This is a genomic window from Dyella sp. BiH032, assembly GCF_031954525.1.
Taxonomy (GTDB): Bacteria; Pseudomonadota; Gammaproteobacteria; order Xanthomonadales; family Rhodanobacteraceae; genus Dyella_D.
On the sequence record NZ_CP134867.1, the window covers coordinates 3,351,401 to 3,376,474 of the forward strand.

21 protein-coding genes are annotated in these 25,074 nt (G+C 66.5%); 8 read left to right on the plus strand and 13 right to left on the minus strand.

Going from position 1 to position 25,074, the window contains the following annotated elements; translation table 11 throughout:
- Positions 1-40 precede the first annotated feature (40 nt).
- The 5 genes from RKE25_RS14705 to RKE25_RS14725 form a co-directional block, all read right to left on the minus strand.
- Positions 41-2,257: a family 20 glycosylhydrolase gene (locus RKE25_RS14705; RefSeq protein ID WP_311838845.1), complete on the minus strand. Its 2,217-nt coding sequence runs from the start codon at positions 2,255-2,257 to the stop codon at positions 41-43.
- Positions 2,254-3,300 carry a glycosyl hydrolase family 18 protein gene (locus tag RKE25_RS14710; protein WP_311838846.1) on the minus strand — a complete coding sequence of 349 codons (1,047 nt, stop codon included), beginning with the start codon at positions 3,298-3,300 and terminating at the stop codon, positions 2,254-2,256. The genes RKE25_RS14705 and RKE25_RS14710 overlap by 4 nt, the downstream gene beginning before the upstream one ends.
- On the minus strand, positions 3,300-4,940 hold the full coding sequence (locus RKE25_RS14715; protein WP_311838847.1) for an alpha-L-fucosidase: 1,641 nt from the start codon (positions 4,938-4,940) through the stop codon (positions 3,300-3,302). Before RKE25_RS14715 ends, RKE25_RS14710 begins: the two co-directional genes overlap by 1 nt.
- Positions 4,915-6,510, minus strand: coding sequence for an alpha-L-fucosidase (locus RKE25_RS14720; RefSeq protein ID WP_311838848.1), 1,596 nt, complete (start codon positions 6,508-6,510; stop codon positions 4,915-4,917). The genes RKE25_RS14715 and RKE25_RS14720 overlap by 26 nt, the downstream gene beginning before the upstream one ends.
- 124 nt (positions 6,511-6,634) lie before the next feature.
- On the minus strand, positions 6,635-7,780 hold the full coding sequence (locus RKE25_RS14725; protein ID WP_311838849.1) for a glucokinase: 1,146 nt from the start codon (positions 7,778-7,780) through the stop codon (positions 6,635-6,637).
- 305 nt (positions 7,781-8,085) lie between these two features.
- Here RKE25_RS14725 and RKE25_RS14730 point away from each other — a divergent pair, with 305 nt between their 5' ends.
- From RKE25_RS14730 to RKE25_RS14755, 6 genes are read left to right on the plus strand one after another with little or no spacing between them, the layout of a single operon-like run.
- The gene (locus RKE25_RS14730) at positions 8,086-9,114 is read left to right on the plus strand and encodes an aldo/keto reductase (protein ID WP_311838850.1); all 1,029 of its coding nucleotides are present in this window, start codon (positions 8,086-8,088) and stop codon (positions 9,112-9,114) included.
- Positions 9,111-9,986 carry an amidohydrolase family protein gene (locus RKE25_RS14735; RefSeq protein ID WP_311838851.1) on the plus strand — a complete coding sequence of 292 codons (876 nt, stop codon included), beginning with the start codon at positions 9,111-9,113 and terminating at the stop codon, positions 9,984-9,986. Before RKE25_RS14730 ends, RKE25_RS14735 begins: the two co-directional genes overlap by 4 nt.
- Before the next feature lie 37 nt (positions 9,987-10,023).
- A complete protein-coding gene (locus tag RKE25_RS14740; RefSeq protein ID WP_311838852.1) occupies positions 10,024-10,770 on the plus strand; it encodes an SDR family oxidoreductase in 747 nt (248 codons plus the stop codon).
- A gap of 10 nt (positions 10,771-10,780) precedes the next feature.
- Positions 10,781-11,647, plus strand: a complete 867-nt coding sequence (locus RKE25_RS14745; protein ID WP_311838853.1) for a fumarylacetoacetate hydrolase family protein — start codon at positions 10,781-10,783, stop codon at positions 11,645-11,647.
- A 48-nt stretch (positions 11,648-11,695) separates the two neighbouring features.
- Positions 11,696-13,027, plus strand: coding sequence for an L-fuconate dehydratase (locus tag RKE25_RS14750; RefSeq protein WP_311838854.1), 1,332 nt, complete (start codon positions 11,696-11,698; stop codon positions 13,025-13,027).
- Between the two features lie 14 nt (positions 13,028-13,041).
- Positions 13,042-14,241 (plus strand): alpha-hydroxy acid oxidase, encoded by a 1,200-nt coding sequence (locus tag RKE25_RS14755; RefSeq protein ID WP_311838855.1) that lies wholly within the window; start codon positions 13,042-13,044, stop codon positions 14,239-14,241.
- A 55-nt stretch (positions 14,242-14,296) separates the two neighbouring features.
- Here the strand turns inward: RKE25_RS14755 and RKE25_RS14760 are convergent, their stop codons facing one another.
- The 6 genes from RKE25_RS14760 to RKE25_RS14785 form a co-directional block, all read right to left on the minus strand.
- The gene (locus RKE25_RS14760; RefSeq protein ID WP_311838856.1) at positions 14,297-14,821 is read right to left on the minus strand and encodes a DNA-binding protein; all 525 of its coding nucleotides are present in this window, start codon (positions 14,819-14,821) and stop codon (positions 14,297-14,299) included.
- Positions 14,822-14,824: 3 nt separating this feature from the next.
- On the minus strand, positions 14,825-15,064 hold the full coding sequence (locus RKE25_RS14765) for a hypothetical protein (RefSeq protein ID WP_311842401.1): 240 nt from the start codon (positions 15,062-15,064) through the stop codon (positions 14,825-14,827).
- Between the two features lie 248 nt (positions 15,065-15,312).
- Positions 15,313-15,765: a phytanoyl-CoA dioxygenase family protein gene (locus RKE25_RS14770; protein WP_311838857.1), complete on the minus strand. Its 453-nt coding sequence runs from the start codon at positions 15,763-15,765 to the stop codon at positions 15,313-15,315.
- Positions 15,766-16,099: 334 nt separating this feature from the next.
- Positions 16,100-16,402 (minus strand): hypothetical protein, encoded by a 303-nt coding sequence (locus RKE25_RS14775; RefSeq protein WP_311838858.1) that lies wholly within the window; start codon positions 16,400-16,402, stop codon positions 16,100-16,102.
- Positions 16,403-16,673: 271 nt separating this feature from the next.
- Positions 16,674-19,448: a TIM-barrel domain-containing protein gene (locus tag RKE25_RS14780; protein ID WP_311838859.1), complete on the minus strand. Its 2,775-nt coding sequence runs from the start codon at positions 19,446-19,448 to the stop codon at positions 16,674-16,676.
- Positions 19,449-19,893: 445 nt separating this feature from the next.
- Complete coding sequence (locus tag RKE25_RS14785) at positions 19,894-20,559, minus strand: hypothetical protein (RefSeq protein ID WP_311838860.1); 666 nt, start codon at positions 20,557-20,559, stop codon at positions 19,894-19,896.
- Positions 20,560-21,369: 810 nt separating this feature from the next.
- Between RKE25_RS14785 and RKE25_RS14790 the strand changes: the two genes are divergently transcribed.
- On the plus strand, positions 21,370-21,771 hold the full coding sequence (locus RKE25_RS14790) for a GNAT family N-acetyltransferase (protein WP_311838861.1): 402 nt from the start codon (positions 21,370-21,372) through the stop codon (positions 21,769-21,771).
- A 26-nt stretch (positions 21,772-21,797) separates the two neighbouring features.
- On the opposite strand, the gene RKE25_RS14795 is transcribed toward RKE25_RS14790, so the two are convergent.
- Positions 21,798-22,238, minus strand: coding sequence for an SRPBCC domain-containing protein (locus RKE25_RS14795; protein WP_311838862.1), 441 nt, complete (start codon positions 22,236-22,238; stop codon positions 21,798-21,800).
- Positions 22,239-22,613: 375 nt separating this feature from the next.
- Between RKE25_RS14795 and RKE25_RS14800 the strand changes: the two genes are divergently transcribed.
- Positions 22,614-24,107 (plus strand): GGDEF domain-containing protein, encoded by a 1,494-nt coding sequence (locus RKE25_RS14800; RefSeq protein WP_311838863.1) that lies wholly within the window; start codon positions 22,614-22,616, stop codon positions 24,105-24,107.
- Between the two features lie 229 nt (positions 24,108-24,336).
- Here the strand turns inward: RKE25_RS14800 and RKE25_RS14805 are convergent, their stop codons facing one another.
- Complete coding sequence (locus tag RKE25_RS14805; RefSeq protein ID WP_311838864.1) at positions 24,337-24,882, minus strand: hypothetical protein; 546 nt, start codon at positions 24,880-24,882, stop codon at positions 24,337-24,339.
- Positions 24,883-25,074: the final 192 nt, after the last annotated feature.

Genomic DNA, 25,074 nt, shown 5'->3' on the forward strand with positions numbered 1-25,074 from the left:
CGGGTGTACAGCGTCTTGCTCCTGTTAGCTGGCGCGCCCTTCAGCGCGCCAGGATTTCGTCGACGAACGTCCACGTATGGCGTCCGTCTTCCGCCGGATGGCGGGTCAATTCGATACGCAGATAGCGTGCGCGGAACGGCCGCGAAGCCGTATAGGCCACACGCTGTATATGGCCCACGTGGTCGCGCTCGATCGGCTTGATCTTCACCTCGCGCAGGGTGCTCCAGTGCTTGCCGTCCTCGGAGGCGGCGAAGCGCACCTTGCGTGGCCACCAGATCCACGATTCGTCCTGCTGAAGCACGCCCACACTGACCTCGTGCAGCTCGGTGACGCTGCCCAGGTCCAGGCTCAGCTTGGGATCGATCTCCTCCCAGCCCAGCCAGGCGCCGGTCTTGAACTCATCGCTGCCCAGCACGCCGTCGGTGAGCGTGGCGGCGCCGTGGCCGCTGTAGGCGGCGTCCGGGGCCGGATCGACGCTGGCGGCGGCGCCGAAGGCGGCGCTGCGTTCGAGCTGGAACGAGCGCGGATGGTCGTAGGCACGGCCGCGGCGGAACGGAACCACGCGAAGCGTACCGGGTTGTTTCAGATCCAATACATCGGTGAACGACGGCGAGCTGGCGGTCGGCTCGCTGCCATCGGTGGTGTAGTGGGTGACTACGTCGTCGAAGCCGCGCTGCGCGCTGACCCGCCAACCGTCGTGGGCGGCATTGGCGCTGATGGCGTAGTCGGCGGTGTTGCGGTCTTCCGGTGCATAGGCCACCTGCCACGCGTCCAGCCGCGGGTATTGCGCGGCCAGGCGCTGGTGGAAATCCGCATAGGCCGCCGCGTCGGCGCTGCCGCCGCGCCACAGGCGCTCGGCGAAGGCGAGCAGGCGCGGATACAGGCGCTGCTCGGCATTCAGCGGATCGGCCCGTTCGCTCCACAGCGGCGCCTCGGCGCCCCATACCAGTTTGCTCTGCGCGAAGTCGGCGTTGCCCAGCGGATCGACCAGGTAGAGCTTTTCCACGGCCAACCGCGTCAGCGGAGAGTCGAGGTAGTAGGGACTGGCATTGATGACCCGGTTGCCATTGGCGAACGCCTTGCCCAAGCCGGCGTCGCCGCGCCAGACCTCGACCACCGCGGCGGGGTCCACGCCGCCTTCCAGGACTTCGTCCCAGCCGATCATGGTCTTGCCCTTGCCGGCCAGGTACACCTGCATGCGCCGGATGAAATAGCTCTGCAGGCCCGCCTCGTTCTCCAGGCCCTGCTCGCGGATCAGCTTGTCGCAGTCATCGCAATGGTCCCAGGCGCCGGCCGGCACTTCGTCGCCGCCGATGTGCACATAGGGCGACGGGAACAGCGGCAGCACTTCGTCCAGCACGTTCTGCAGGAATACGTAGACGTTCTCGTCGGCGGGACAGAACACGTCACTGAAGACGCCCCAGCCGATCGGCACGGGGATCGGTTTCTTCGCGCAGGACAGCTCCGGATAGGCCGCCACCGCGGCCGAGCTGTGGCCCGGCATTTCGATCTCCGGAATCACCATGATGTTGCGCTGGCGCGCGTATTCGACCACCTCGCGGATCTGGTCCTGCGTGTAGAAGCCGCCGTAGCGGCTGCCGTCCGCCTCGGTGCGCCAAGCGCCCACCTCGGTCAGCTTGGGATAGCGCTTGATCTCGATGCGCCAGCCCTGGTCCTCGGTGAGGTGCCAGCGGAACACGTTGAGCTTGTAGTAGCTCATCAGGTCCAGCTGCTTCTCGATGAACGCCACCGGATAGAAATGGCGGCCCACGTCGAGCATGTGGCCGCGATAGGCGAACGCCGGAACGTCCTCGATGCGCACCGTTGGTATCGTTACCTTGACCGACCCGGAAGCACCCACAGGCAGCAGCTGGCGCAGCGTCTGCACGCCCCAGAACAGGCCCTTGTCCGTCGACGCGCGAATCTCGATGCCGCGGGGATTGACGTCCAGCCGATAGGCCTCCTCGCCCGTCACGGCCGGGTCGAGTTTCAGCACGATGCGCCGCCCTTTGCGGACGGCGTGTTCGGGCAGGTCGATGCCCGCCTGCGCCTGGACCGCGTCACGCAGGAACGCGGCAATCTCCTGCGAGCGCGCATCGGCCGGTGCCTCGATGCTCACCTGCTTGTCCAGGACGAAAGCACCCTTCCCTTCTTCCACGTGCGCCGGATAAGGCACCAGCGCCAGTTCCGCGTGCGCGAGGGCGCCCCAGGCCAGCGCCATCGCGAGCAGGCAGGCCCGCCACGTATTCCGTTTCATCGCTGCGCCTCCGGCAGTTCGTCCCATACCTTCGGGTCCTCGGCGCCGAGCACCCATGAGCAGAAGCCTTGCAGGCCGTATTGCTTCACCAGCGCCACGCGGTCGCGGAACGCGCGCGCGTCGGGCAGGAAGACCCATTCGCGCATGCCGTCGCGGTAGAACCAAAACCAGGATTCGTGCTCCACCGGATCCCACTGGATGGTGGCGCCGTACTGCCTTGCCAGCGGCAGGGACTCGTCCGCGTCGATGTAGCTGGCGGCGATGTTCGATGCCTCTTTGCCGTCCTCGCGGCGCGGATCGCCCGCGTACCAGTGGTAGCCATAGCTGGGAATGCCCACGGAGAGCTTTTCTTTCGGCACCTGCGTGAGCGCATACTCCAGGTGTTGCACGGTCCACGGCATGCCGGCCACGGGGCCGGGCGTGGTCCAGCGCGTGTGCTGGTCGTAGGTCATCAGGCAGATCAGATCGGCGGACTGGCTCAGCGCCTTGAGGTCGTACGCGCCGCGCCAGAACTTCCACATCCATTGCGAGAAACCGCCGCCGCCCGCATAACCCGGCGCGTTCGGCACCACGGCGATGGACAGCTGCAGGCCCTTCTTGTGCAGCGCTTCAGCCGTCTGCTTGGTCATCAGGCTGAGCGCGTCGCGGTCGGTCCAGTCGATGTTCTCGAAGTCGAACTGGAAGCCGAGGTAGCCGTGCTTCGTGCCCTGCTCGACCAGTGCGGCGATCATCGCCTTCTTCGCCGCTTCGTCGTGCAGCAATTGATGGAACTTGTCGCGCTTGCCGTCCGCGGAAAGGATCGGCATCACCGGCACGCGATGCTGTTTGGCCAGTTGCATGACCAGCGGATTCGGCTCGCCCGAGACCAGTCCGCTTTCGTCCACGTGGTACCAGGTAGGCACGACCACGCCGATCTTGTCGGCGTGGGCCTCGAACGAGGAAAAGGACTTGGGCGACTCCATCAGATAGAACATCGCGCCCGGGATACGTGCCCAGGCGAGCGTCGGCAGGAGCAGCAAGCCGAGGAAAAACGCACGCCGCATTACTTCGCTCCTTGCCCGGTCAGCTCGATGCGCAGCACGTAGGCGTACTCGCCCACCGGCTTGGCCGGCATCGTCAGATGCAAGCCGTCGTCCTCCTGCTTGAAGGGCACCGCCTTGCCGTTGGCGAGCAGGCTCACCGCCTTCACGCCGTCGGCGGGCTTGAGTGCATGAATCACCGCCTTGCCGTCGGCCGGCCAGGCCAGTTCGATCGCATAGAGGGTGTTGCCGTGCGTGGTGAAGCGGAAATCCTGCGCCGTATTGGGCTTGGTCTTGGTTTCCTGGAACGAGCCGCCGACCACTTCGGTCGGGCCCTCGCCAAACTGGCGCCACGGCTTGCTGCCGTAGATCGCTTCCCCGTTGGTCTTCAGCCAGCGACCGATCGAGCGCAAGGTGTCCTGCGCCCCCTGCGGAATGCTGCCGTCGGCGCGCGGACCGATATTGAGCAGCAGGTTGCCGTTCTTGCTCACCACGTCGACCAGCAGCTGGACCAATTCCTGCGGCGGCTTGTAGGTGTCGTGCTCGATATAGCCCCAGGAGTCGTTGCTGATCGAGGTGTCGGTCTGCCAATGGGTGGGATGGATGCCGGCCAGGCGGCCGCGCTCGATGTCCAGCACGCCGGCGCCTTCGGCGAATTCGCCCAGCTTGTAGTTCACCACCACGCCGCCGCGCTTGGCGCCTTCGTTGTAGTAATAGGCCAGCATCGGCGGCAGCGAGTTGCGGAAGGTGGGATGGCCGATCCACCAGTCGAAGTAGATGAGGTCCGGGTGGTAGTCGTCGATCAGCTCGGCGGTGCGCGCCAGCCAATCGTCCAGCCAGGCCGGCGAGACATAGGTGAAATCGGTCGAAAGAGCATCGCTGTCCGAGCCGGCCATGCGCAGCTGCGCCGGGCCATAGAACTCGGCGTACTTCGGATCGTTCACGTCGGAGGCGAACTCGCGGCCGTTGCCCATGAACCAGTCGTGCTCGGCGCGGTGCGAGGAAAGACCGAAGTGCAGGCCCTCGGCGCGGATCGCCTTGGACAGCTGGCCGATGACGTCGCGTTTCGGCCCCATCTTCGCGGCCGTCCAGTCGCTGAGCTTGGAGTCGTACATGGCGAAGCCGTCGTGATGCTCGGCCACCGGCACCACATAGCGCGCGCCGGCTTCGCGGAACAGCTTCGCCCACGCAGCCGGGTCGAACTTCTCCGCCTTGAACAGCGGAATGAAGTCCTTGTAACCGAACTTCGCCTGCGGGCCGTAGGTGGCCACATGATGAGCGAACTCCTTGCTGCCCTGCACGTACATGTTGCGCGAATACCACTCGCTGCCGAATGCCGGCACCGAATACACGCCCCAGTGAATGAAGATGCCGAACTTAGCGTCGTCGTACCACGCCGGCGAGCGGTAGGCCTGCAGCGACGCCCAGTCGGCGCGGAATGGGCCGGCGTTCTCGCCCTTCGCCACCTTGTCCAGCAGCGCGCGGCGCTGCGGCTCGAACTTGGCGCTGGCCTTCTCCCAGATCTCGCTGTTCTGCCGCGGGCTCTGCGTCTTCGCCGTGGGCGCGGTGGCGTCCTGCGCGTGCGCGGCGGCGATGCCTGCCACCGCGCAAAGCAACGCGAGGGCGAGGCGGCGGGGCTTACTGCAGTTCGATGCGATAGGCATAGGCATGCAATCCGGTGGGGGTCGTGGGAAGGTGCAAATGCAGGCCATCGGCCTGCTGCTCGAAGGGAACCTCGGCGCCGGTGGCGAGCAAGGTGACGCGACGCACGCGAAGCTCGGCGCCGACGGAACGGATCTGTGCCCGGCCGTCCTTCGGCCAGCCCAGCTCGATCGCGTAGAGGCGGCCGTCGCGCGTGGTGAAACGGAAATCCTCGGCGGTATAGGCGCCGGTCTTACTGTCCTGCATGGTGCCGGCGGCGACCTGGGTCGGGCCTTCGCCGAAGCGGCGCCACGGACGCGTGCCGTAGATCGCTTCGCCGTTGGCGCGTAGCCATTGCCCGACTGCGCGCAGGATCACGACCGCCTGCGGCGGCATGCTGCCGTCGCCCTTCGGGCCGACGTTCAACAAGAGGTTGCCGTTCTTGCTGACCACGTCGGCCAGCAGATGGACGATCTCGTCCGGGTCCTTGTAGCTGTCGCCTTCGGCATAGCCCCAGGAGTCGCGGCTCACCGAAGTCTCGGTCTGCCAGGGATCGGGGCGGATGTCCGCGGCCTGGCCGCGTTCGATGTTGAGCGTGCCGCTGCCGGCGCGCATGCCGTCGAGCTTGTAGTTGAGCACCACGCCCTGCCCGCGCGCGGCGGCCTGGTTGTAATAAAACGCGGCGAAACGGGCGAGCGCGCCGCGGAAGCGCGGTTGGTCCACCCACCAGTCGAAGTACATCAGGTCCGGCTGGTAGTCCTGGACGATTTCGCCCGAACGCGCGAGCCAATCGTCCAGGTAGGCGTCGGAGACGAAGGTCCAGTCGTGTTCCTTGCCGTCCTCGCCCTTGGCGCCGCGCAACGGGTGCGCCGGACCATACAGCGCGGCGTAGCGCGGATCGCTCACGTCCGTATCGAACTGCCGGCCGTACTCGAAGAACCAGTCGTGCTCGGCGCGATGCGAGGAGAGCCCCAGCTTCATGCCCTGCGCGCGAACGGCCTTGGCCAGCTCGCCGATGACGTCGCGCTTCGGGCCCATCTTCACCGCGGTCCAGTCGCTCAGCTTCGAGTCGTACATGGCGAAGCCGTCGTGGTGTTCGGCCACCGGCACGACGTAGCGCGCGCCGGCATCGCGGAACAGCTTCGCCCACGCAACCGGGTCGAACTTCTCGGCCTTGAAACGGGGAATCAGGTCCTTGTAGCCGACCTGCGGCATGGGGCCGTAGGTGCCCACCTGATGCTGGTGATAGTCCGCGTACTTGCCGTCGCGCTCGTACATGTGGCGCGGATACCACTCGCCCTTGTACGCCGCCACCGAATACACGCCCCAATGGATGAAGACGCCGAACTTGGCGTCGCGGTACCAATCGGGCGCACGATAATTCGCCAGCGTTTCCCAGTCGGGCGAGAACGGGCCCTGCCAGGCCTGTGCGTCCACGTCCTTCAGCAGCGCCGCGCGCGCACCGTCGTAGGGTCGGTTGGCTTCGCGCCACTGCGCCTCGATGGTGCGCGCGTCGGGCGCGCCCGCGCTTGCCGCGCCGGCGGAACCCATCAGCGCGCAGGCCGCCAACGCCAGGGCACCGCGGCGATGCATCGATGCGCGCCTCACCGGTTCAGCACCCGGGGCGGCGGATAAGGCGAATGGCGGCTCGACGCATGAAAACCTCGACAGCTGTGGGTGGTACGACCGACGCGATGTTTCCTCGATGAACCTCGGGCTATCCGATAGGAATGCCCGGCGGTTTCGCCGGCCGGTCGAGGAACCAGCTGGCCGCGCCGATCACGCCGAGCTGGCCGTGGTCCACCACGCGCACCGGCACGTTGTCCAGGAACGGGCGCATCACGCCCTTGTCGAGGAAGCGCGCGACGAACGTGCTGCCGCGCAGATACGCGGCCATGCGCGAGAGAAAACCACCGGCCAGATAAATGCCGCCGGTCGCCTGATAGAGCATGGCCAGATCGCCCGCGAACGAACCGAGCCAGCCGCAGAACAGATCCAGGGTCTCGCGCGCCTGGGGATCGTTCCCGTCGATCGCCGCCGCGCTGACCGCCGACGGCTCGGCGCATGCCGGTCCGCGGCCGGCTTCGCGGCAAAGCGCTTCGTAGACGCGCAGCAGCCCAGGGCCCGACAGCACGGCCTCATAAGAGAGATGTTCGTCACGCCCGGCGAGCAGGCGCATCACGTCCTGCTCGCGCCCTACCCGCGCGCCGAGTTGCATCTGGCCGGCCTCGCTCGGCAGCACCACCGCCGGCGAGCCTGGCAGGCGCACGGCGGCGCCCAGGCCCGTGCCGGGGCCCACCACCACGATGGGGCCCGGCGCGGCGGCGGCGCGCATGGGCGCGTGCAGCAGCGGCGAGCGCTCGGTATCGATGTACGGCGCCGCATGCGTCAGGGCGACGAAATCATTGAGCAGATGGACTTCGTCCAGGCGCAATTCGGCGGCCAGTGCCGCCGTCTCGATCCGCCAGGGCAGGCTTTCGTTGATCAGCACGCCTTCGTGCGCGCAGCCCGTGCAGGCCAGCACCAGCTGCCGCGGCCGGGTGGCCAAGCCAGCGAGAAACGCGCGCACGATCGACGTGAGACTGGCGTGCTCGCCACAGCGGAACACCCGGTAGGCCTGCACCAGCGGGCCGCGGACACCCGGCGCCATCAGCGCCAGCCGGGCGTGCGTACCGCCGACGTCGGCGGCGAGAAAAGGCGGCTGCCCGGCCACGCTGGACATCGCGGAAAGACCTTCGGTCGAGGACGCTGCGGGTGGAGCGGGAGTACGGTCGGTAGTCGACGACGCGGCCCATCCGCCCGATCGCGCCGGCGGCCCGGCGAGGTCGCCGGCAAACGCGGAAGTGGTTTCGTGCCGGTCCACGCCAAGCCTCCCCTTCATCCCCAGATGATCGTCGCCGCGCTGGCCCCGCGGCTGCGGAACCTTGGGCGGCTTTCATCGGCGAACCGATGTTTCATATTTACTTAGATCGTTTCAAGTCGCGTTGCAACACAAATTTCGCCACTCGACGGCCTAGCCATATTCTCACTTGTAAATATGCGTTTCATAGGTGCACACTGATTCGATCCCCGGCGCGGGGCATTTGAGAGGGAGCCGCGCATGGGCCAAAGTCCCCCGCGGAGCGCCTTCCGGGCGTGCGCCGGCGACCAGCGAAGCGGAGTTTCTGCATGGCGGATCCAGGTATTCCCAACCCGCACGGCGCCCCGACGCGCCCGACCCGGCTTGCCCGGGCGATCTCGCCGCTGGCTTTCGGCGGCGCGCCCATCGGCAATCTGTACGCGGGTGTGGATGAGGACCTGGCGCGACGTGCGGTGGAACGCGCCTGGCAGCACGGCATCCGTCATTTCGATACCGCCCCCTATTACGGCTACGGCCTCAGCGAAGCGCGCCTCGGCGCGGCGCTGGCGACCATGCCCCGCGGCAGTTACACGTTGTCCACCAAGGTCGGCCGCCTGATCCAGGACGCGCCGGGCCGCGATCCGCTCGCCGACGGCTTCGACGTGGCCGGCAAGCGGGCCGTGTTCGATTACAGCCGCGACGGCGTGCGCCGCGCGGTGGACGACAGCCTGCGGCGGCTGCGCACCGATCGCGTCGAAGTTCTGCTGCTGCATGACATCGGCGCCCTCACGCATGGCGCGGACCATCCGCGCGTCCTGCGCCAGGCACTGGACGAAGCCCTGCCCGCGCTGGCCGAGCTGCGCGCGCAGGGTGTGTGCGACGCGATCGGCCTGGGCGTCAACGAGGAAGAGGTGTGCCTCGAGGTGATGCCGCGCTTCGAGTTGGACGTCATCATGCTCGCCGGCCGCTATACCTTGTTCGAGCAGGCGCACAGCGCGCGCGTCATGGCCGAGGCCACACAGCGCGGCATCGCCATCTTCGCCGCGGCGCCGTACAACTCCGGCCTGCTCGGCGGCGACAAGCCGGGCGATACCTACAACTACGCGCCGGCCGACGAGGCCACGCGCGCACGGGCCCAGCGCTTCTACGACGCCTGCGGCGCGCTCGACGTCAGCGTGGGCGCCGCCGCCCTGCAATTCCCGCATTTCCATCCCGCCGTCGCCACCGTGGTCTGCGGCATGCGCACCCCGGCCGAGGCCGACGCAGCCGCCGCGCGGCGCGATACGCCGATTCCGGCAGCGCTGTGGGACCGCTTGCGCGACGAAGGTCTGCTCGGCCAGTACGCGGTGACGCCGTGAACGTGATCGACGCCCACCAGCACTACTGGCGCGTCCAGCGCGGCGACTACGGCTGGCTGGCCAGCGCGCCGGCGGTGCTGAAACGCGATTTCCTTCCGTTCGAACTGAATCCGCACCGCGCGGCCGCCGGCGTGGAGCGCGCGATCCTGGTGCAGGCAGCACCGACCGAAGCGGAAACACGCTTCTTGTTCGAGCTGGCCCGTGCCGACCGTGCCGTGGCCGGCGTGGTGGGCTGGGTGGATTTCGAAGCGCCCGACGTGGAGGCGCGAATCGCCGCGCTCGTGCGCGATGGCGACGGCCTGCTGGTCGGGTTGCGCCCAATGGCGCAGGACATCGAGGACCCGGACTGGCTCGCCCGTCCCGCGCTGGATGCCGCCTTCGCCAGCCTGCAGCGCCATGGCCTGGCGTTCGACGCGCTGGTGCGCCCCGACCAGCTGCCCGGACTGCTCGCGCGGCTGGAGCGCGAGACGCAGTTGCGCGCCGTCCTCGACCACGGCGGCAAGCCGGTGGTGGACGGCGCATCCGGCTTCGACGGCTGGGCCGCGCAGATCGCGCTGCTGGCCGCACGCACGTCGCTCCACTGCAAGCTGTCGGGCCTGCTCACCCAGCTTGCGCCGGGCGTGTCCGAACACGCGCTGGCGCCGTATGTCGATCACCTGTTCGCCTGCTTCGGACCTCAACGCCTGATCTGGGGCAGCGACTGGCCGGTGGTCACTCTGCGCGGCGACTACGCGCGCTGGATCGAACTGGCGCGCTCGTACGTGCGCCGTCTCGCTGCGGGACACGAGACGGCCATCTTCGGCGGCACCGCCGCCGCTTTCTATCGCCTCGCCCAGCCCTCCCCTTCAGCCCGCCAGGAGAACCCGCCATGACCTCTCGCTTCGTCCGCGCCGCCTGGGAGCCGCTGGCATGAGCGGCCGTCTCGCCGGCAAACATGCCTTGGTCACCGCGGCCGGCGCCGGCATCGGCCGCGCCACCGCGCTCGCCTTCTCCCGCGAAGGCGCCCGCGTGCTGGCCACCGATATCGACGAACAGGCGCTCGCCTCGCTCGCGGCCGCATGCCCCGAGCTGCGCGCCGAACGCCTGGACGTGACCGACCCGGCGCAGATCGATCGCCTCGTCGCCGCCCATGCGCCATTCGACGTGCTGTTCAACTGCGCCGGCTACGTGCACGCCGGCACCATCCTGGACACCGACGACGCGGCCTGGAAGCGTTCCTTCGGCATCAACGTGGACAGCATGTTCCACCTGTGCAAGCGCGTGTTGCCGGCCATGCTCGAACGCGGCGGCGGCAGCATCGTGAACATGTCCTCGGTGGCGTCCAGCATCAAGGGCGTGCCCAACCGCTTCGCCTACAGCACGACCAAGGCGGCGGTGATCGGCCTGACCAAATCCGTCGCGGCGGATTTCGTCGCGCGCGGCGTGCGCTGCAACGCGATCTGCCCCGGCACGGTGAAGACTCCATCGCTCGGCGACCGCGTGCGCGCGCTCGGCGGCGACGAGGACGCCGTGTGGCGCAGCTTCGTCGAGCGCCAGCCGATGGGCCGCCTGGGCAGCCCGGAAGAGATCGCCGCACTGGCGGTGTACCTGGCCTCCGACGAATCCGCCTTTACCACCGGCACCGTGCACATCGTGGACGGCGGCTGGTCCAACTGAGGAACCGAAGATGAAACTGGTCCGCTACGGCGCCCATGGCAGCGAGAAACCCGGCCTGGTCGACAAGGACGGCGTGCTGCGCGATCTGTCCGTGCACATCGCCGACGTCGATCCGTACGTGCTTCACCGCGAGAGCCTGAAGCGGCTCGCCGCCATCGACCCGGCCACGCTGCCCAAGGTGGAAGGCGAGCCGCGCTTCGGCGCGCCCGTGTCGCCGGTCGGCAAGATGATCTGCGTCGGCATGAACTACGCCAAGCACGCCGCGGAAACCGGCCAGGCCGTGCCGGAGCAGCCGGTGCTCTTCATGAAGGCCACCAGCGCGATCCAGGGGCCGAACGACGACGTGGTGATTCCGCGCGGTTCCACCCGCACCGACTGGGAAGTGGAACTGGGCGTGGTGATCGGCGAGACCGCGCGCGACGTATCCGTCGACGACGCGATGGCGCACGTGGCCGGCTACGTGGTGGTGAACGACCTGTCCGAGCGCGAGTTCCAGTTCGAGCACGGCGGCCAGTGGGTGAAGGGCAAGAGCTGCGACACCTTCGGCCCGATCGGCCCCTGGCTGGTCACCACCGACGAAATCGCCGACCCGCAGAACCTGCACCTGTGGCTGGAGGTCAACGGCCACCGCTACCAGGACAGCAACACCGCCGACATGGTGTTCGGCGTGGCCAAGCTGGTGAGCTACATCAGCCGTTACATGACGCTGATGCCGGGCGACGTGATCAGCACGGGCACGCCTTCCGGCGTGGGCCTGGGCCTGAAGCCGCCGACGTACCTGCGCCCTGGCGACGTAATCGAGCTGGGTATCGACGGCCTGGGCCGCCAGCGCCAGCTCGTCCATGCTCATCCGGCCGACGCCCGCGCCGCACGATGACTAACGTTCCATTCTCTTCCTCATCACCGGTATAGGGAGGCCGGCCGCATGGCGAAGCATCATCCGGTGACGATCACCGCGCTCGACACTTACGACATCCGTTTTCCCACGTCGCGTGAGCTCGACGGCTCCGACGCCATGAATCCGGACCCGGACTACTCGGCCGCCTATGCCGTGCTGCGCACCGACGACCCGTCGGGTCTGGCCGGCTATGGCCTGGCCTTCACCATCGGGCGCGGCAACGACGTGCAGAAAGCGGCGCTCGATGCGCTGCGTCCGTACGTGGTCGGCCTGACCCTGGACGAAGTCACCCAGGACCTCGGCGGCTTCGCTGCGCGCATGGTCGGCGATTCGCAGCTGCGCTGGCTGGGCCCCGAGAAAGGCGTGATGCACATGGCGATCGGCGCGGTGATCAATGCCGCGTGGGACCTCGCCGCCCGGCGGGCCGGCAAGCCGCTGTGGCGCTTCATCGTGGACATGACGCCGGAGCAGATCGTCGCGGCGATCGACTTCCGCTACCTCAGCGATGCGCTGACGCCGGAGGAGGCGCTGCAGATGCTGCGCGCGGCCGAGCCGGCCAAGGCCGCACGCATCCAGCAGCTGCTGGACGAAGGCTACCCCGCCTACACCACCTCGCCGGGCTGGCTGGGCTACAGCGACGAAAAGATGCTGCGCCTCGCCCGCGAAGCCGTGGCCGAAGGCTTCCGCACCATCAAGCTCAAGGTCGGCCTGAACGTGGAAGACGACGTTCGCCGCTGCCGCCTGGTGCGCGAGGCGCTGGGCCCGGACATCGCGGTCGCGGTGGATGCCAACCAGCGCTGGGACGTGCACGCCGCGATCGAATGGCTGCGCCGCCTGGAAGGCTTCGACCTGGCCTGGATCGAAGAACCGACCAGCCCCGACGACGTACTGGGCCACGCCGCCATCCGCCGCGCAGTCTCCGTGCCCGTCTCCACCGGCGAGCACACCCACAACCGCACCATGTTCAAGCAACTGTTCCAGGCCGGCGCGGTGGATCTGGTGCAGATCGACGCCGCGCGGGTGGGTGGCGTCAATGAGAACCTCGCCATCCTGCTGATGGCTGCCAAGTTCGGGGTGCGCGTGTTCCCGCATGCCGGCGGCGTCGGCCTGTGCGAGCTGGTACAGCACCTGGCCATGGCCGACTTCGTGGCCATCACCGGCAAGAAGGAAGACCGCGCGATCGAATTCGTCGACCATCTGCACGAACACTTCGACGACCCGGTGACGATCCGCGACGGCCGCTACCGCGCACCGACCGCGCCGGGCTTCTCCGCGCGCATGCACGAGCGCACGCTGGTCGAGTACGGCTTCCCGGACGGCCCGGTGTGGCGCGAGCCTGCCACCGTGGCCGCGGGCTGAGGAGAGGCTTCGCCATGGCCACGCCGATCACCAACGTGCTGGACCTGCGCGAACTGGCGCGCCGCCGCGTGCCGCGCGCCTTCTTCGAGTATGCCGACCGCGGCGCATACGACGAGATGACCCTGCGCGGCAACCGCGCCGCGCTGGAGCGCCTCAAGTTCCGCCAGCGCGTAATGATCGATGTGGACCAGCGTTCGCTGGCCACCACCGTGGTGGGCCAGCCGATCTCGATGCCGCTGGCCATCGCACCCACCGGCCTCACCGGCCTGCAACACGGCGCCGGTGAGATCCTCGGCGCCCGCGCCGCCCTCAAGGCCGGTATTCCGTTTTGCCTGAGCACCGTGTCGATCTGCTCGATCGAGCAGGTGCGGGACGCGGTGAAAGCGCCGTTCTGGTTCCAGCTCTATGTGATGCGCGACCGCGGCTTCGCGCGCGACCTGATCCGCCGCGCGAAGGACGCCGGCTGCTCCGCGCTGATGCTCACTGCCGACCTCACCGTGCAGGGCCAGCGCCACCGCGAGATCAAGAACGGCCTCTCGGTGCCGCCCAAGGTCACTCTGCGCAACCTGTTCGACATCATGAGCAAGCCGCGTTGGGCCTGGAGCATGCTGCACGCGCCGAGCCGCTCGTTCGGCAACCTGGCGGGCCGCATCGAGGGCACCGACAGCCTCACCACCCTGGCGCAGTGGATCGCCAACCAGTTCGACCCGACCCTGAGCTGGAAGGACCTCGAATGGATCCGCGAGCTGTGGCCCGGCAAGCTGATCCTCAAGGGCATCATGGACGAGGAAGACGCGCGCCTCGCCGCGTCGCACGGCGTGGACGCCATCGTCGTCTCCAACCACGGCGGCCGCCAGCTCGATGGCGCGCCGGCGAGCATCGACGTGCTGCCCCGCATCGCCGACGCGGTCCGCGACGATCTCGAAGTACTGTTCGACGGCGGCATCCTCAGCGGCCAGGACGTGCTCAAGGCCCTCGCCTGCGGCGCCCGCGCCGGCCTGATCGGCAAGGCGTTCCTGTACGGGCTGGGCGCGATGGGCGAGGAAGGCGTGGCCCGCACCATCGAGATCATCCGCCGCGAACTGAGCGTGAGCATGGCGCTGACGGGACAGACGGACGTGCGCAAGATCGGCCGCGACGTGCTCTGGACGGAAGGAAGGACCGCGACGGGCATCCCTCCCATTCCTTCCCTCGACCATCGGCTGCGGCCCTAAGCAAGCCACCTGACAGGATCGGCAGAGCCGCCGCGGGCGAAGAGTCCGCTGCGGCTCAAGCCACCAGGGTCGTCCACGGCCTTGGGGATCTTCCGCGCAGCCGGCATTGCTCCTTGGCCACGTTGACCAGGTGCGCCACCCGCGCCACTTCCACGACGCCTCCGGGCAGTTCGTAGGTGCCACGCTCCTGCAGCCAGGCCAGTACGTCGGCCAGATGCCAGATCGAAGTGCTGCCTTCGTGGATCGGCGCCGGAAAGCTGGCCGGATACGCCAGCATCAGCTTACGCATGTTCTGCCGCGACATGCCCACGATATCGGCCACGTCGGTCAGGCCGACGAGATCGGGAGACATCTCGATCAGCCGCACCGCGGGCGCCGCACGGCGCACATCCTCCAGCGCGCTGCGCACCGCGTCCTCCGCACTCCCCGCCTCGCGGGTGAACTCCAGCGCCAGACGCCCTGGCTGGCCGATGCCAGCCAGGGCGTCTTCGCAGCCGGCCTCAGCCAGCCTCTCCAGGAGGTCGTCCATGTCGCCCTCGTCCTCGGCGAGCCGGTACTTGAGAGTGAAGGTGTACTCCATGGGCTACTCCTCGGGGCAAAGCGTGTTCAGAAGGCGGTGAATGGCGCAGTGATCGATCACCCGCCGCAGCGCACGCGCATGGTTGACCGGGCACTTGGGCGTGCTCCACACACTGGCGATGCAGAATTCGCCGCAGCGGCATGTGTCGTCGTTGTAGGGGCAGTAAATCTTTCCCCACGCGTGGCTTCCGCCGATCTCCACGCGCCATCCATGCCGCTCGAGATAACACAGGGCCTCTTCGATCTCTTCTTGGGTGCGCCGTCCGCCGCAAGACGGTCTCCACCATGCCGATGCCGAATGTGGTTGTCATATGACAACTCATGCGCAAGGTTAGTGGTTTCCCGGATTCCGGGTATCGGCGCGCCCCTGCTTTTTGCGAAATTCGAAAGCTTTTTCGAAGGGGATCGGAAGCTTCGTTAGGAAATTGGAGCGGATACCGTGAGCGCCGAAAGTCAGCGAATGATCACCAAGACCATGGCTTCACCATCGGCTCAAACCGCATCCAGCCATGACACGCCGCTATCCAGAGGTGGTCCGTAGAGGAAATGCAATACGCGACGCCGCCCCTCTCCGCGCAGCTTGCCAGAGGCGTGGATGAGCAGTGGCCGCATGACTAGCACGCCGCCCTTGGGCACGGAGCATGGCACCCGCTTCGTCGACACGAGCTGCGATATCTTCGACGCCGTCAGGCGTCCCATCGCGTGCGAGCCGGGCGTGACTTCGAGCGGCCCCGTAGCTTCGCCTCCGCTATCAAGTTGCAGACGCACGGCGACCAGCCTCTCGAGGACTTCTTGTGGCGGTTGCGCGAAAGTCACTCCTTCCTTGACGCACCACGCGGACCAGCCAGTAGCATTGACGCGCTCCCGGACCGGCACACTCAGGTCCTGATGCGGCGTTACTGACCAGTTCGTATCGAGGTCCTTGGTGAATAGGGTGCACTGCACAGCGCGTGCATCCTGAGGCAGCAAAGGCCGAATCGCCGGATGTGTTCGGAGGCTTCTGGCTACTTTCGCCACGCCCTCGATTCGCAACCAGCGTCACGAGCCTGGCCGGTGTGTTTCATGATTCGCCTCGATAACGCCGATCAGCTCATTGCATCCAGCCTCCGGCATAACCTCCGGGAGAACCGTGTAGCCATCGGACTCAAAGGCTTTTTGAAACTCCCCAACGCTCCCTGCAGCACCCATTCCCCGCCTCCCTTCCTTACCCGTGCGCGCAGTACAGCAGGACAGGGGCGAGACGTCGATGGCCTCGTCAGTGCCATCCCTGGCATCCACCCTAAGGCCCCCAGTAATTGAAGGTGAAGATCACGCCTTCCGGCACGTGGAACGCGATGGGGCCGCCGCATTCGATGATGTGCCGGCCCGGCTCGACCGGGCCGGGTTCGCCGATCTTGTGGGGCCAGTCCCTGTCGTCGACGCGGATCGAGGGGCATTCGCCGCCGCCGTTGTCGGCCACGATCAGGTAGGTGCGGCCATCGACCGAAGGCACGCCTTCGCCGCGCAGAGGGTGATCGCTGCAGGCGGTCAGGCAAGCCTGACCGACGAAAAGCAGGCTGACGAGGAAGGACAGACGCCGCAAACGAGCCTCCATCGGTACGCTGATGGTGCTTGCGACTTTTACGGATGGCGAGAGACGGCGCGGTGAAAAGGATGTCGCGACGCAGTCACGGCGAACGCGTCCATGCGTTCTTCACGCCATGGCCCGGCGCCGCGCGCTTTCTCTCCGCGTGTCCATCGCCCCGCAGTGCCCGGGCGCGCCGGGAGAACGGGAAGCTGTACGGGCGAGCCGCTTGGTCGGCCCGCCCGCCATCCGCAACGCGCACGGCCGACCGTTCAAAGACGACGCTTCCTCAATGCCACGCCAGATGCACCTCATCGCGCACCGAGCGCGCCGGTATCACGGCCGTCGCCACGCCTTCCTTCCCATCCCAGCGCCAGGCCGGTCCGGGCTTGCCGTCGATGGCCAGCGCACCGGGCTTTTTCTGAGCATGGAAACGCAGCTCGTAGGCGCGACGCTGCACTTGCCCTTCGAAGTCGCCCTTGGCCGCTTCGATCACAAGCTCATGGCCGCCATCGCTGCCGGTGTGGTGGTGCATCGGCGTGAGCGCGTAACGGCCCTTGCCGTAGTCCAGCGAGAGGCCGTCGTCCTCGTAAAGCTCGAAGTTGCCGTCGCCTTCGCCGAAGACGTGAAGGATCAGCGTATCCAGCGGCTTCGCATCCGAGTACTCGCTCGGCGGCTGCATCGGCACGATCGCGCCGGCGCGCGCGAACACTGGCATGTCGTCGACCGCATAGCGCGCGTTGAAGGTGGTGCCGCCCTGGTAGCGCTTCCCATGGAAGAAGTCGACCCACTGTCCCGGCGGAAGATAGACCGTGCGCTGGCCACTGGCATCGAGCACAGGCGCGACCAGCAGGTCGTCGCCGAAGAAATATTCGTAAGGTTGCTTGTAGGCCTCATCCAATGCCGGATGCTGCAGATACAGCGGCCGCAGCAGCGGCATTGAATCGCGGTGCGCCACCCACGCGTACGTATAGATGTACGGAATGAGCTGGGTGCGCAGGGTGAAGTACTTGCGCATGAGCGCCATGCCCTTGTCGCCGTAGACCCAAGGCATGCGGGTGTTGCCCTCGCGCGGATTGGCATGCGCGCTATGCATGCGCAGGAGCGGGCTGAAAGCGCCAAACTGGATCCAGCGCGCATACAGGTCGAAGTCGATCTTCGCACCGTGGAAACCGCCGATATCGTGGCTGATGTACGGCACCAGCACGTTCCCGCCGCGCGCGGTAAAGGCTACTTCGTAGGCCAGCACTGGCCACTCCGAATACGTGTCGCCGGTAAAGAAACCCGGATAGCGCTGGCTGCCCCAATCGCCGTAACGGCCGAGAATGAAGCCGCGCTTGCCGGTGGCCTGCTCGGTGAAGTCGTAGAACACTTTATTGGTCCAGAACTGCGCGTCGAGGCCGGGCATGCGCGTGGCCCCGCCACCGCCGTCGACCCACCACGAGTCGACGCCCTGGCGCATCAGCGGCTCGTGCAGCTGGCGCATGAAAATGTCCGCCTGCTTCTGGTCGGAGAGATCGAAGGCGATCCGCTCCAGCGGGCGGACATCGCGGATCGCCACCGGGCCGCGCAGCAATCCGCCGCCGGCACGGCCGGGCTCGACGCGCAGCGCAATGTGATTGACCTCGCCGGCCTTGGCGGCCGAAGCGATGTCGGTATAGGTGAGCCGCTGCGGCCACTGGATGCTGCTGTGCTGCAGCTCCTTGCCGTTGACGAACACGCGGTAGTTCTCGTCCACCTCGCCCAGCACCAGGTAGAGGGACGCCGGCAGATTCGCCGGCAACGGCACTTCCGCGCGATACCAGGCCACGCCCCGGTAACTGGCATATCCCTGTGCCTGCCAGGAACGGTCGGCCTTGACAGTCTTCCAGCGGCGGGCATCGAAATCCGGTGCGTACCACTGGGCCTCGACGCCGCGGTCGCGCGGATCGGTAGCGAATGTCCACTGGTAGGAGAGGTCGATGTCGATCGCCGGTTTGGACTGCGGCGGCTTGCCCAGGGCATCGAGCACGGCCGGCGCATGGCTGTCGTCGAAGGAGAGGATGCTCTCCTCGGTATGGGCATAGCCGGGGTGATCGTTGAGGCTCAGCTTCACGCCGCGCGCATGCAGCCAGGTGAGGAAACGGTCGGGCTGTGGAATCAGTGGGCTCCAGTCATAACCGCCATCCCAGCCGTAGTTGTGCCAGGCGAAATCGAGCACCAGCGTGTCGAACGGAATGCGCGCGTTGCGCAGCCGCGTGACCTCGTCCTCCAGCATCTTCTGGTTGTAGCGCTGGAAGGCGGGCTGCCTGGCCTCCGCGGTGCCGGGGAAATACTCGAAGTTGAAATCGGTGATCCAGGGGCCGAACACGTAGCGGGGGACCATCGGAATCCGGCCGCTGAGCTGGGCGTAATCCCCCAATACCTTGCGGTAGTCATCGCCATAAGCGAACAGGTACCAGTCCTGCCCGCCGCGCTCCTTGCGCGGTTCGATCCAGCGCGCAGCGTTGTTCCACAACGGCGTCGTGCTGTCGTCGACGAAGGCGTAGCCGCTGCGGCTGAGCAGGCCGGGCTTGGCCTTTTCCAGCTTCACCTCGATGCCGGGGATCACATCGTTCACCGGGCTATCGAGGGGATTGCCGGTGAGATTGACCTTGCTGACGTTGTCCAGCGAGTACGTCAGACCGCCGAGGTTCTGCGCATCCTCCGCACCCGGGCGCCACTCGCCCGGCCTGCCCGCGGTCCAGGCGACCTTGAGGTTGTCCGCGTTGAAAGGACCGGAGTTCAGCCGATAACGCAGGCTCATGGCGTCCGTGCTGGCCACCAGCCAGCCGTTCTCTCGCGAGACGTGCACGGTCACCGGCGCCCAGTCGCGCTTCTGCACCACCGCGGTGGGCACGTCCACGAAGCTGCCGCCGGGCGAATACTCCATGCGAACCAGGTTCGGCGTGAGGAAGGAGAAGCGCGCGTGATCCGCCACGACCACCGCCTGGTTCGGCTTTACTGCCGGCCCCGTGCAACCAGCGAGCCAGAACACGGCCAGCACGACCGGACCGCCCAGCCACCAACGACCGCGAAGATGCATGCCCCCCCCTTTTCTCGTCAGAGCGCGGGCCGCGCCGGCGGCGTCACCCGCGTAGGCAGGGGCCGGGCGCGATCGCACGCGTGGATGCTCGCGGAAGCTAACGCAACGCCTTGCGCGTGGGGAGGTGGAAAAACGGACACACGTCTCCTTTTTGGGGGTGCGTCGTTTTTTTCCGGAACGGCTATCGCCGGCGCGTCAGGCCCCTCTCTTGCGAAAAACCACTCTTCCTCTCGTGTAAGACCGGTACGTGCAGCGGAATCGCGGTATCCAAGCCCCCTTCCGCACGGATAAAAAAAGCCCCCGAGAAAAACTCTCGGGGGCTTCGGACTACCACAGGAACATACCCAAATGCCCGGTGCCTCGATGGTGCCGCCCTGAGCACCGGACCCGCACAGGATGCTCGAAGGCCTCATGCCATGCCATGCGGCGAACTCCGATTGCGTGCTCAGAAATCGATCGTCGTCAGGCTGGAAGACGGTGGATCGGCCGGACCCACCCAATGATCGGCGGCATGGCCCGACGCGCGCGCTGAGGAAACGAGACGATCGCGCACGTCCCGCGCCGACTGCTCATCGAGCCGGACCATCGGGCTCGATGCAACGTCAAGCACCGACGTGATACGGCTGCCATCGGCGAAATGCACCAGCACCTGGATGACCGGACTCCTGGCCTGGTCGGACGACTGCAGGAATCCCAGGCTGCGCCGGGTCGAGCCGATGTCTACCGGAATGCGACGCAGCATGTCCGACTGTAGATAGGTCTCGAGGAAACGGCGCTGCTGGGGATCGTCGAGCACGTCCCGGACAGTGACGGCGGGCATCGGATAATCGAGAACCGGCAGCGCCCGGTCCAGGTAATCCGGCGCCGCCCCGGCCGGGTCGACGATGCGCAACGCATAGGCCTTCTTCCATCCCGCCGGCGCAGTGTCATGGAAACGCACCAGTTGCATGAAGGCGGACGCGATGACGGGATCCGTCCGCCGACGGCGAACATCATAGGGCTCCACCTGCCCCCAGCTGCGCGCCACACCGTACTTGCGCAGGGTACGGGTGTTCAGATCGCCCACATAGACCTCTGTCCACTCGGCCGAGTGATCGGTGCGGGCGAGCATGGCCCGTTCCTGCTCGGGGCTACATCCGTCGCACCAGTAAAGGTCCGCGGGCGCCGCCGATACGGACGCGAACAGGCACGCTCCAAGGGCCATACCCAGAAGCCGGCCGACCATGATGTCTCCTCCTAGCTGTTTGCCTACAACGCGCTTCCCGCCTGCCGACATAAACATCGGCCAGGCCTGAAGGCGAAACAATCGGCGCAATCCAAAACGCTAGGAAGCAGACATACAATCGTATGCGTTTCGGCTCTGGCGAACGCACGAAATATCGCTAAATCGACCACAGCAGGCGAAAAAAAAGGCCCCCATTGCGGGGGCCGGGTGTGCACTGGAGAGAGCGTGCGCCGGCTCGTCGTTCGGGGGAGGAGGAGGGGGATGGAACCCGACTCGCCGGCGACGCATAGATTGTTCGATGGTCACGATTCGCTCCATGGGGGAATTCCGATTCATCGAAGAAGTTTTAGCTCCGTGCTTTGCCAATATCTTCGTCTGGCTCTGATCAGCCGTTGCTTTGGTTCCTCCAGCGCGACCCCTGCGTACAAGACGCCGCCTCGTAGGTAAGAAAAAGAAAAGGCCCCCATTGCGGGGGCCGGAGTGCACAAGGAAGAGACACTGCGCCGGCTCGTCGTTCGAGGAGGGAGGGGGGAGTTCCGACTCGCCGGCGAGGCATAGATTGCTCGATCGATACGGATCACTCCATGAGTAAATTCCGATTTAATAAAACAACTTCTATCGCTCTGTGACGTCACCGTGCCCACTCTCCCGCGCCTGCGTCCTTATCTCGCATCCGATCGCGCCGCCTGCATAGGATTGTTCGAAAGCAACGTTCCCGAGTACTTCGGAGGACATGAGAAGGACGACTTCCTGCAATGCCTGGACCAGAAGATCGGCCCCTACTTCGTCATGGAGGATAGCCGCGGCCAGCTGGCGGGCTGCGGCGGCTATGCGGAGCATCCGGGAAGGCTCGCCACGGCCGGGCTCATCTGGGGCATGATCAGCCGCGATCTGCACGGCCAGGGCTTCGGCACATACTTGCTGGCCGGCCGCCTCGAACGTATCCGCGCCGAAAGCCGCTTCTCCGAAGTGCGCATCGAAACCACGCCGATGAGCCAGGGCTTCTTCGCAGGTTTCGGCTTCCTGCCGGTTCGCATCCAGCCCAACGGTTTCGGACAGGGTTACGACCTCGTGGAAATGTCGCTGGCGCTCAGATGAAAGCGCCGTCCGAAAACTACGTACGCTCAGACCAGGATGGATTCGACGTAGCGCTTAAGCACGACCAGCGTGCCTGACCAATAGAACGCCAGGTGTCTATAGATCGAATCGGTGGGAAAGTTCGTCAGCGTGAGGTCGAGGCGTGTCCCCTCGCCTTCCGGCTTCAGGACGAAATCGAAGTGCGTATAGCTTTCCGGCAGATCCTGCAGCCGTGACACCGAACTCAGATGCGTATAGCAAAGCCGCCGCTCCGGCTCGAATGCCAGGACCGTACCGCGATTCTCGAAACGCCCATGGAGGGCGCCGCGGACGCGAAACGTCCCGCCGACGCGCCAGTCGACGGAGATATCCAACTCCATCGTCGGCTCCCCCATCCAGACGCGCATATGCGTCGGTTCGGTCAGCACCCTCCACACGACCGATATCGGAGCGTCAATGACGATGCCTTCGGCGAATCGTGCGGTCATGGCCTTTCCGAGTTGAGCGCAGACATATCCTAACCTGCCTAAGGCCATGCCATAGCCCGAAGAGGTCAAGGTGGTCCCCCCATTGCGGGGGGACCCGCAGCCACCCCGCACAAGAGGGGAAGAAGCGGCATGGCCACGGCCCGGATGCATGGGAAGCTGCGGTCCGGGCAAGAGATAGATTGCTTCATCGGCCGGCCTTGATCTGTAGGCGGATGCCGCTTCATTGCGTGAGGGTTGGGCGCGTCAGGAACTGCCCTCCGGGCGGCTGGGCGATCGCCGGGGCATGTCGCACGAATGGCCCATGTTGCGGCGAGTCATGTTACCGGCCGCGGTTCCGTGCTTAAGTGTTGCGCATCGCCCCGGACCAGGCGGCCCGTGAAAATACAGGCACTCGCTCCGCGTCTGTATGCACCGCTACTCGCGGTGCACCTGACCCTGCTCGTCGCGGAACCGGCGCACGTGCTGACGTGGAGCTATGTGCTGGTGTTGGCCGTGCTGGGCTTCACGCTGGTGCTGGCTGTACGCCGCGTCCGCCTCAGTGTGGCGCACAATCGGCCCCTCTGGGCGATGCTTCTGGCCGCCCTGCTCAGCCAGGCTACCGCGTTCGCGCTGCTGTTCGCCGATTCGCTGGCGAACCCCGAAGGCACCCTGGTGGCCTTCGATCCGACGTTCTACTTCTGTGTAAGCAGCCTGCTGCTCACCCTCGCCGCCGCCTATGAGCCGGTCGCGCCGGCATACCGCTGGGCCGGCGCGGTGGACGCGGTGCTGGCGACGTTGATCGCACTGATGTTCTACGGGCTGGTGCGGACGCTGGTCGCCGGTGCTCAGGCGCATCCCGACAACGCCCGTTCGCTGATGTGGATGTTCGACGGCATGGCCTTGTTCGTGGCGATGTTCGCCACGCTACGCCTGCTCGGTACGCGCCGGCGCGACGAACGGCGTTTCTACGTCGTGCTGAGCGCTTTCGCCTGGATCGAGCTGCTTGCGCCGGCCGCGCACAATCGCTTCATCCTGTCCAGCGAATCCTACGTGCCCGAGCTTCTGCTCAGCCTGCCCTTCGCGCTCGTCGGCCTGATGATGAGCCGCCGCCGTGATGATTGGCTGCGCGGCTACCGCCCCTCGCCTCGCATGCGCCACTTCGCCGGGGCAGTCAGCCCATTCGTCCTGAGCGTAGCGTTGTGCCTGCTCGCCTTCGGCTACCTGCGGACCCAGCCCGGCATGGCGGTGGTCGCACTGATCGCCGGCACCGCTTCTTACGCGTTGCGTGCCTCCCTGCTGCTGGGCCGTCATCTCGCTTCCGAGGACGAACTCAAGCGCCTGCACCAGGACCTCCGCCGCGCCGCCCTGCGTGACGACCTCACCCAACTGCTCAACCGCCGCGGGTTCTACCGGGTGTTCGACCACGAATGGGAACGCGCGCGGCGTCAGCGCACGCCGCTGGCCGTGGCCATGGTGGACATCGACAGTTTCAAGGCCTTCAACGACACCTACGGCCATCTGGCCGGCGATCAGTGCCTGGCATCGGTGGCCCGCGCGCTGGCCGGTGAAGCCGACGCAATGCCCGGCGTCACGCTGGCTCGCGCGGGCGGCGAGGAGTTCGTGGTGCTGATGGTCGGCCATGCCCCCTCCGCCGCCGGCGCCGCGCTGGAACGACTGCGGCAGCGCGTGGAAGCTCTGCGCATCCTGCACGTCCGCGGCGTTGCCGGCTTCGTTACCGTCAGCGCAGGCATCGCATCTACCACTCTTTCCGCCTATGCCGATGCGGAAAGCATGCTGAGCGCGGCGGACGCGGCGCTCTACGAAGCCAAGCGCGCCGGAAGAAACCAGGTAGCCTGGGCCGCCGCGCCGAACACCAAGGCCATGTCCTGAGGAACGCCGCGCTGAAGCCCCAAGACGCACGAAGAAAAGCGCATTCCGGCTGCCCGGTGCGCCGACAGATTCAGACCCTGGGTTGTGGAAAACCAGCGACATCCTTCCCACCGCATCGTAGCGCTGCGGATGGCGGCGGCGCGGACCGAGATTCAGGTCGATCGATAACCAGATGAGGGCCTCTACCTAGGCACGGATAAGACCGGCGTCGCCTCGAGGAAGCCCTCGCTCACGGCGCCTCCCGATAACGTCCCACCCATGCCTCAAACAATGGCGTTCCGTGTTCGTAGGAGGCTTTGTCTTGCGCGCTTAGCGTGAAGATCAGATAGAAATCGCCTTCCTCGCCGTAGGCTACGCGCTCCCAGGAACCACTGTGAGGCGCGAAGAACGTAAGGGAACGCAACCTGTGCCCGTCCCCGGTCGTCAACTTGCCGGCCTCGGCGACGGCGCCATCCGGTTTTTCGGCGAGGAACGTCCGGCGATCCTGTTCGATAAGTGCGTCGAGCGACTTCACCTCCGGCACGCGAGGCTTATAGACCGCTCTCGCATAGATCACCGCCGGCGCATCGCTAAAGCCACGGTCATCCGGAACCAGCAGATTGACGCCCATGTCGAAATTCCGCTCCCGGTCTTGATGCCAACCGGGAATGGCGGGCACCTTGGGCCACCAATGGAAGCAGATGCGATTCCCGCAGGACGTCGCGTACTTCTCGATAGCTGCGTTGGTAGTGAGAGGCAACAGTGCAAGGCAAAACAGGGCAATCGGCTTGAGCATTTCCTTCGCTCCGGCGATGGCTGGTGAGGAGGTTCCCCGGCAGAGGATAAGGCTAGGCGGTCCATGTGCGCGACTGTGGTTGGCAAGTTGCTTCGGGACGCCATGGTGAAGGGATAGAGCCGCCTTCCGCGCCCGTTGGGGTTCGCAAGCTCACCCCAGCCTACGACTCGCGCTCCATCGGACGCACACCGA

What these genes read in the sequence shown, in the direction of transcription:
- RKE25_RS14705 (WP_311838845.1), bottom strand. Translation starts at nt 2,257, where the DNA reads ATGAAACGGAATACGTGGCGGGCCTGCCTGCTCGCGATGGCGCTGGCC.
- RKE25_RS14710 (WP_311838846.1), bottom strand. Translation starts at nt 3,300, where the DNA reads ATGCGGCGTGCGTTTTTCCTCGGCTTGCTGCTCCTGCCGACGCTCGCC.
- RKE25_RS14715 (WP_311838847.1), bottom strand. Translation starts at nt 4,940, where the DNA reads ATGCCTATCGCATCGAACTGCAGTAAGCCCCGCCGCCTCGCCCTCGCG.
- RKE25_RS14720 (WP_311838848.1), bottom strand. Translation starts at nt 6,510, where the DNA reads ATGCATCGCCGCGGTGCCCTGGCGTTGGCGGCCTGCGCGCTGATGGGT.
- RKE25_RS14730 (WP_311838850.1), top strand. Translation starts at nt 8,086, where the DNA reads ATGGCGGATCCAGGTATTCCCAACCCGCACGGCGCCCCGACGCGCCCG.
- RKE25_RS14740 (WP_311838852.1), top strand. Translation starts at nt 10,024, where the DNA reads ATGAGCGGCCGTCTCGCCGGCAAACATGCCTTGGTCACCGCGGCCGGC.
- RKE25_RS14745 (WP_311838853.1), top strand. Translation starts at nt 10,781, where the DNA reads ATGAAACTGGTCCGCTACGGCGCCCATGGCAGCGAGAAACCCGGCCTG.
- RKE25_RS14750 (WP_311838854.1), top strand. Translation starts at nt 11,696, where the DNA reads ATGGCGAAGCATCATCCGGTGACGATCACCGCGCTCGACACTTACGAC.
- RKE25_RS14755 (WP_311838855.1), top strand. Translation starts at nt 13,042, where the DNA reads ATGGCCACGCCGATCACCAACGTGCTGGACCTGCGCGAACTGGCGCGC.
- RKE25_RS14760 (WP_311838856.1), bottom strand. Translation starts at nt 14,821, where the DNA reads ATGGAGTACACCTTCACTCTCAAGTACCGGCTCGCCGAGGACGAGGGC.
- RKE25_RS14780 (WP_311838859.1), bottom strand. Translation starts at nt 19,448, where the DNA reads ATGCATCTTCGCGGTCGTTGGTGGCTGGGCGGTCCGGTCGTGCTGGCC.
- RKE25_RS14785 (WP_311838860.1), bottom strand. Translation starts at nt 20,559, where the DNA reads ATGCTCGCCCGCACCGATCACTCGGCCGAGTGGACAGAGGTCTATGTG.
- RKE25_RS14795 (WP_311838862.1), bottom strand. Translation starts at nt 22,238, where the DNA reads ATGACCGCACGATTCGCCGAAGGCATCGTCATTGACGCTCCGATATCG.
- RKE25_RS14805 (WP_311838864.1), bottom strand. Translation starts at nt 24,882, where the DNA reads ATGCTCAAGCCGATTGCCCTGTTTTGCCTTGCACTGTTGCCTCTCACT.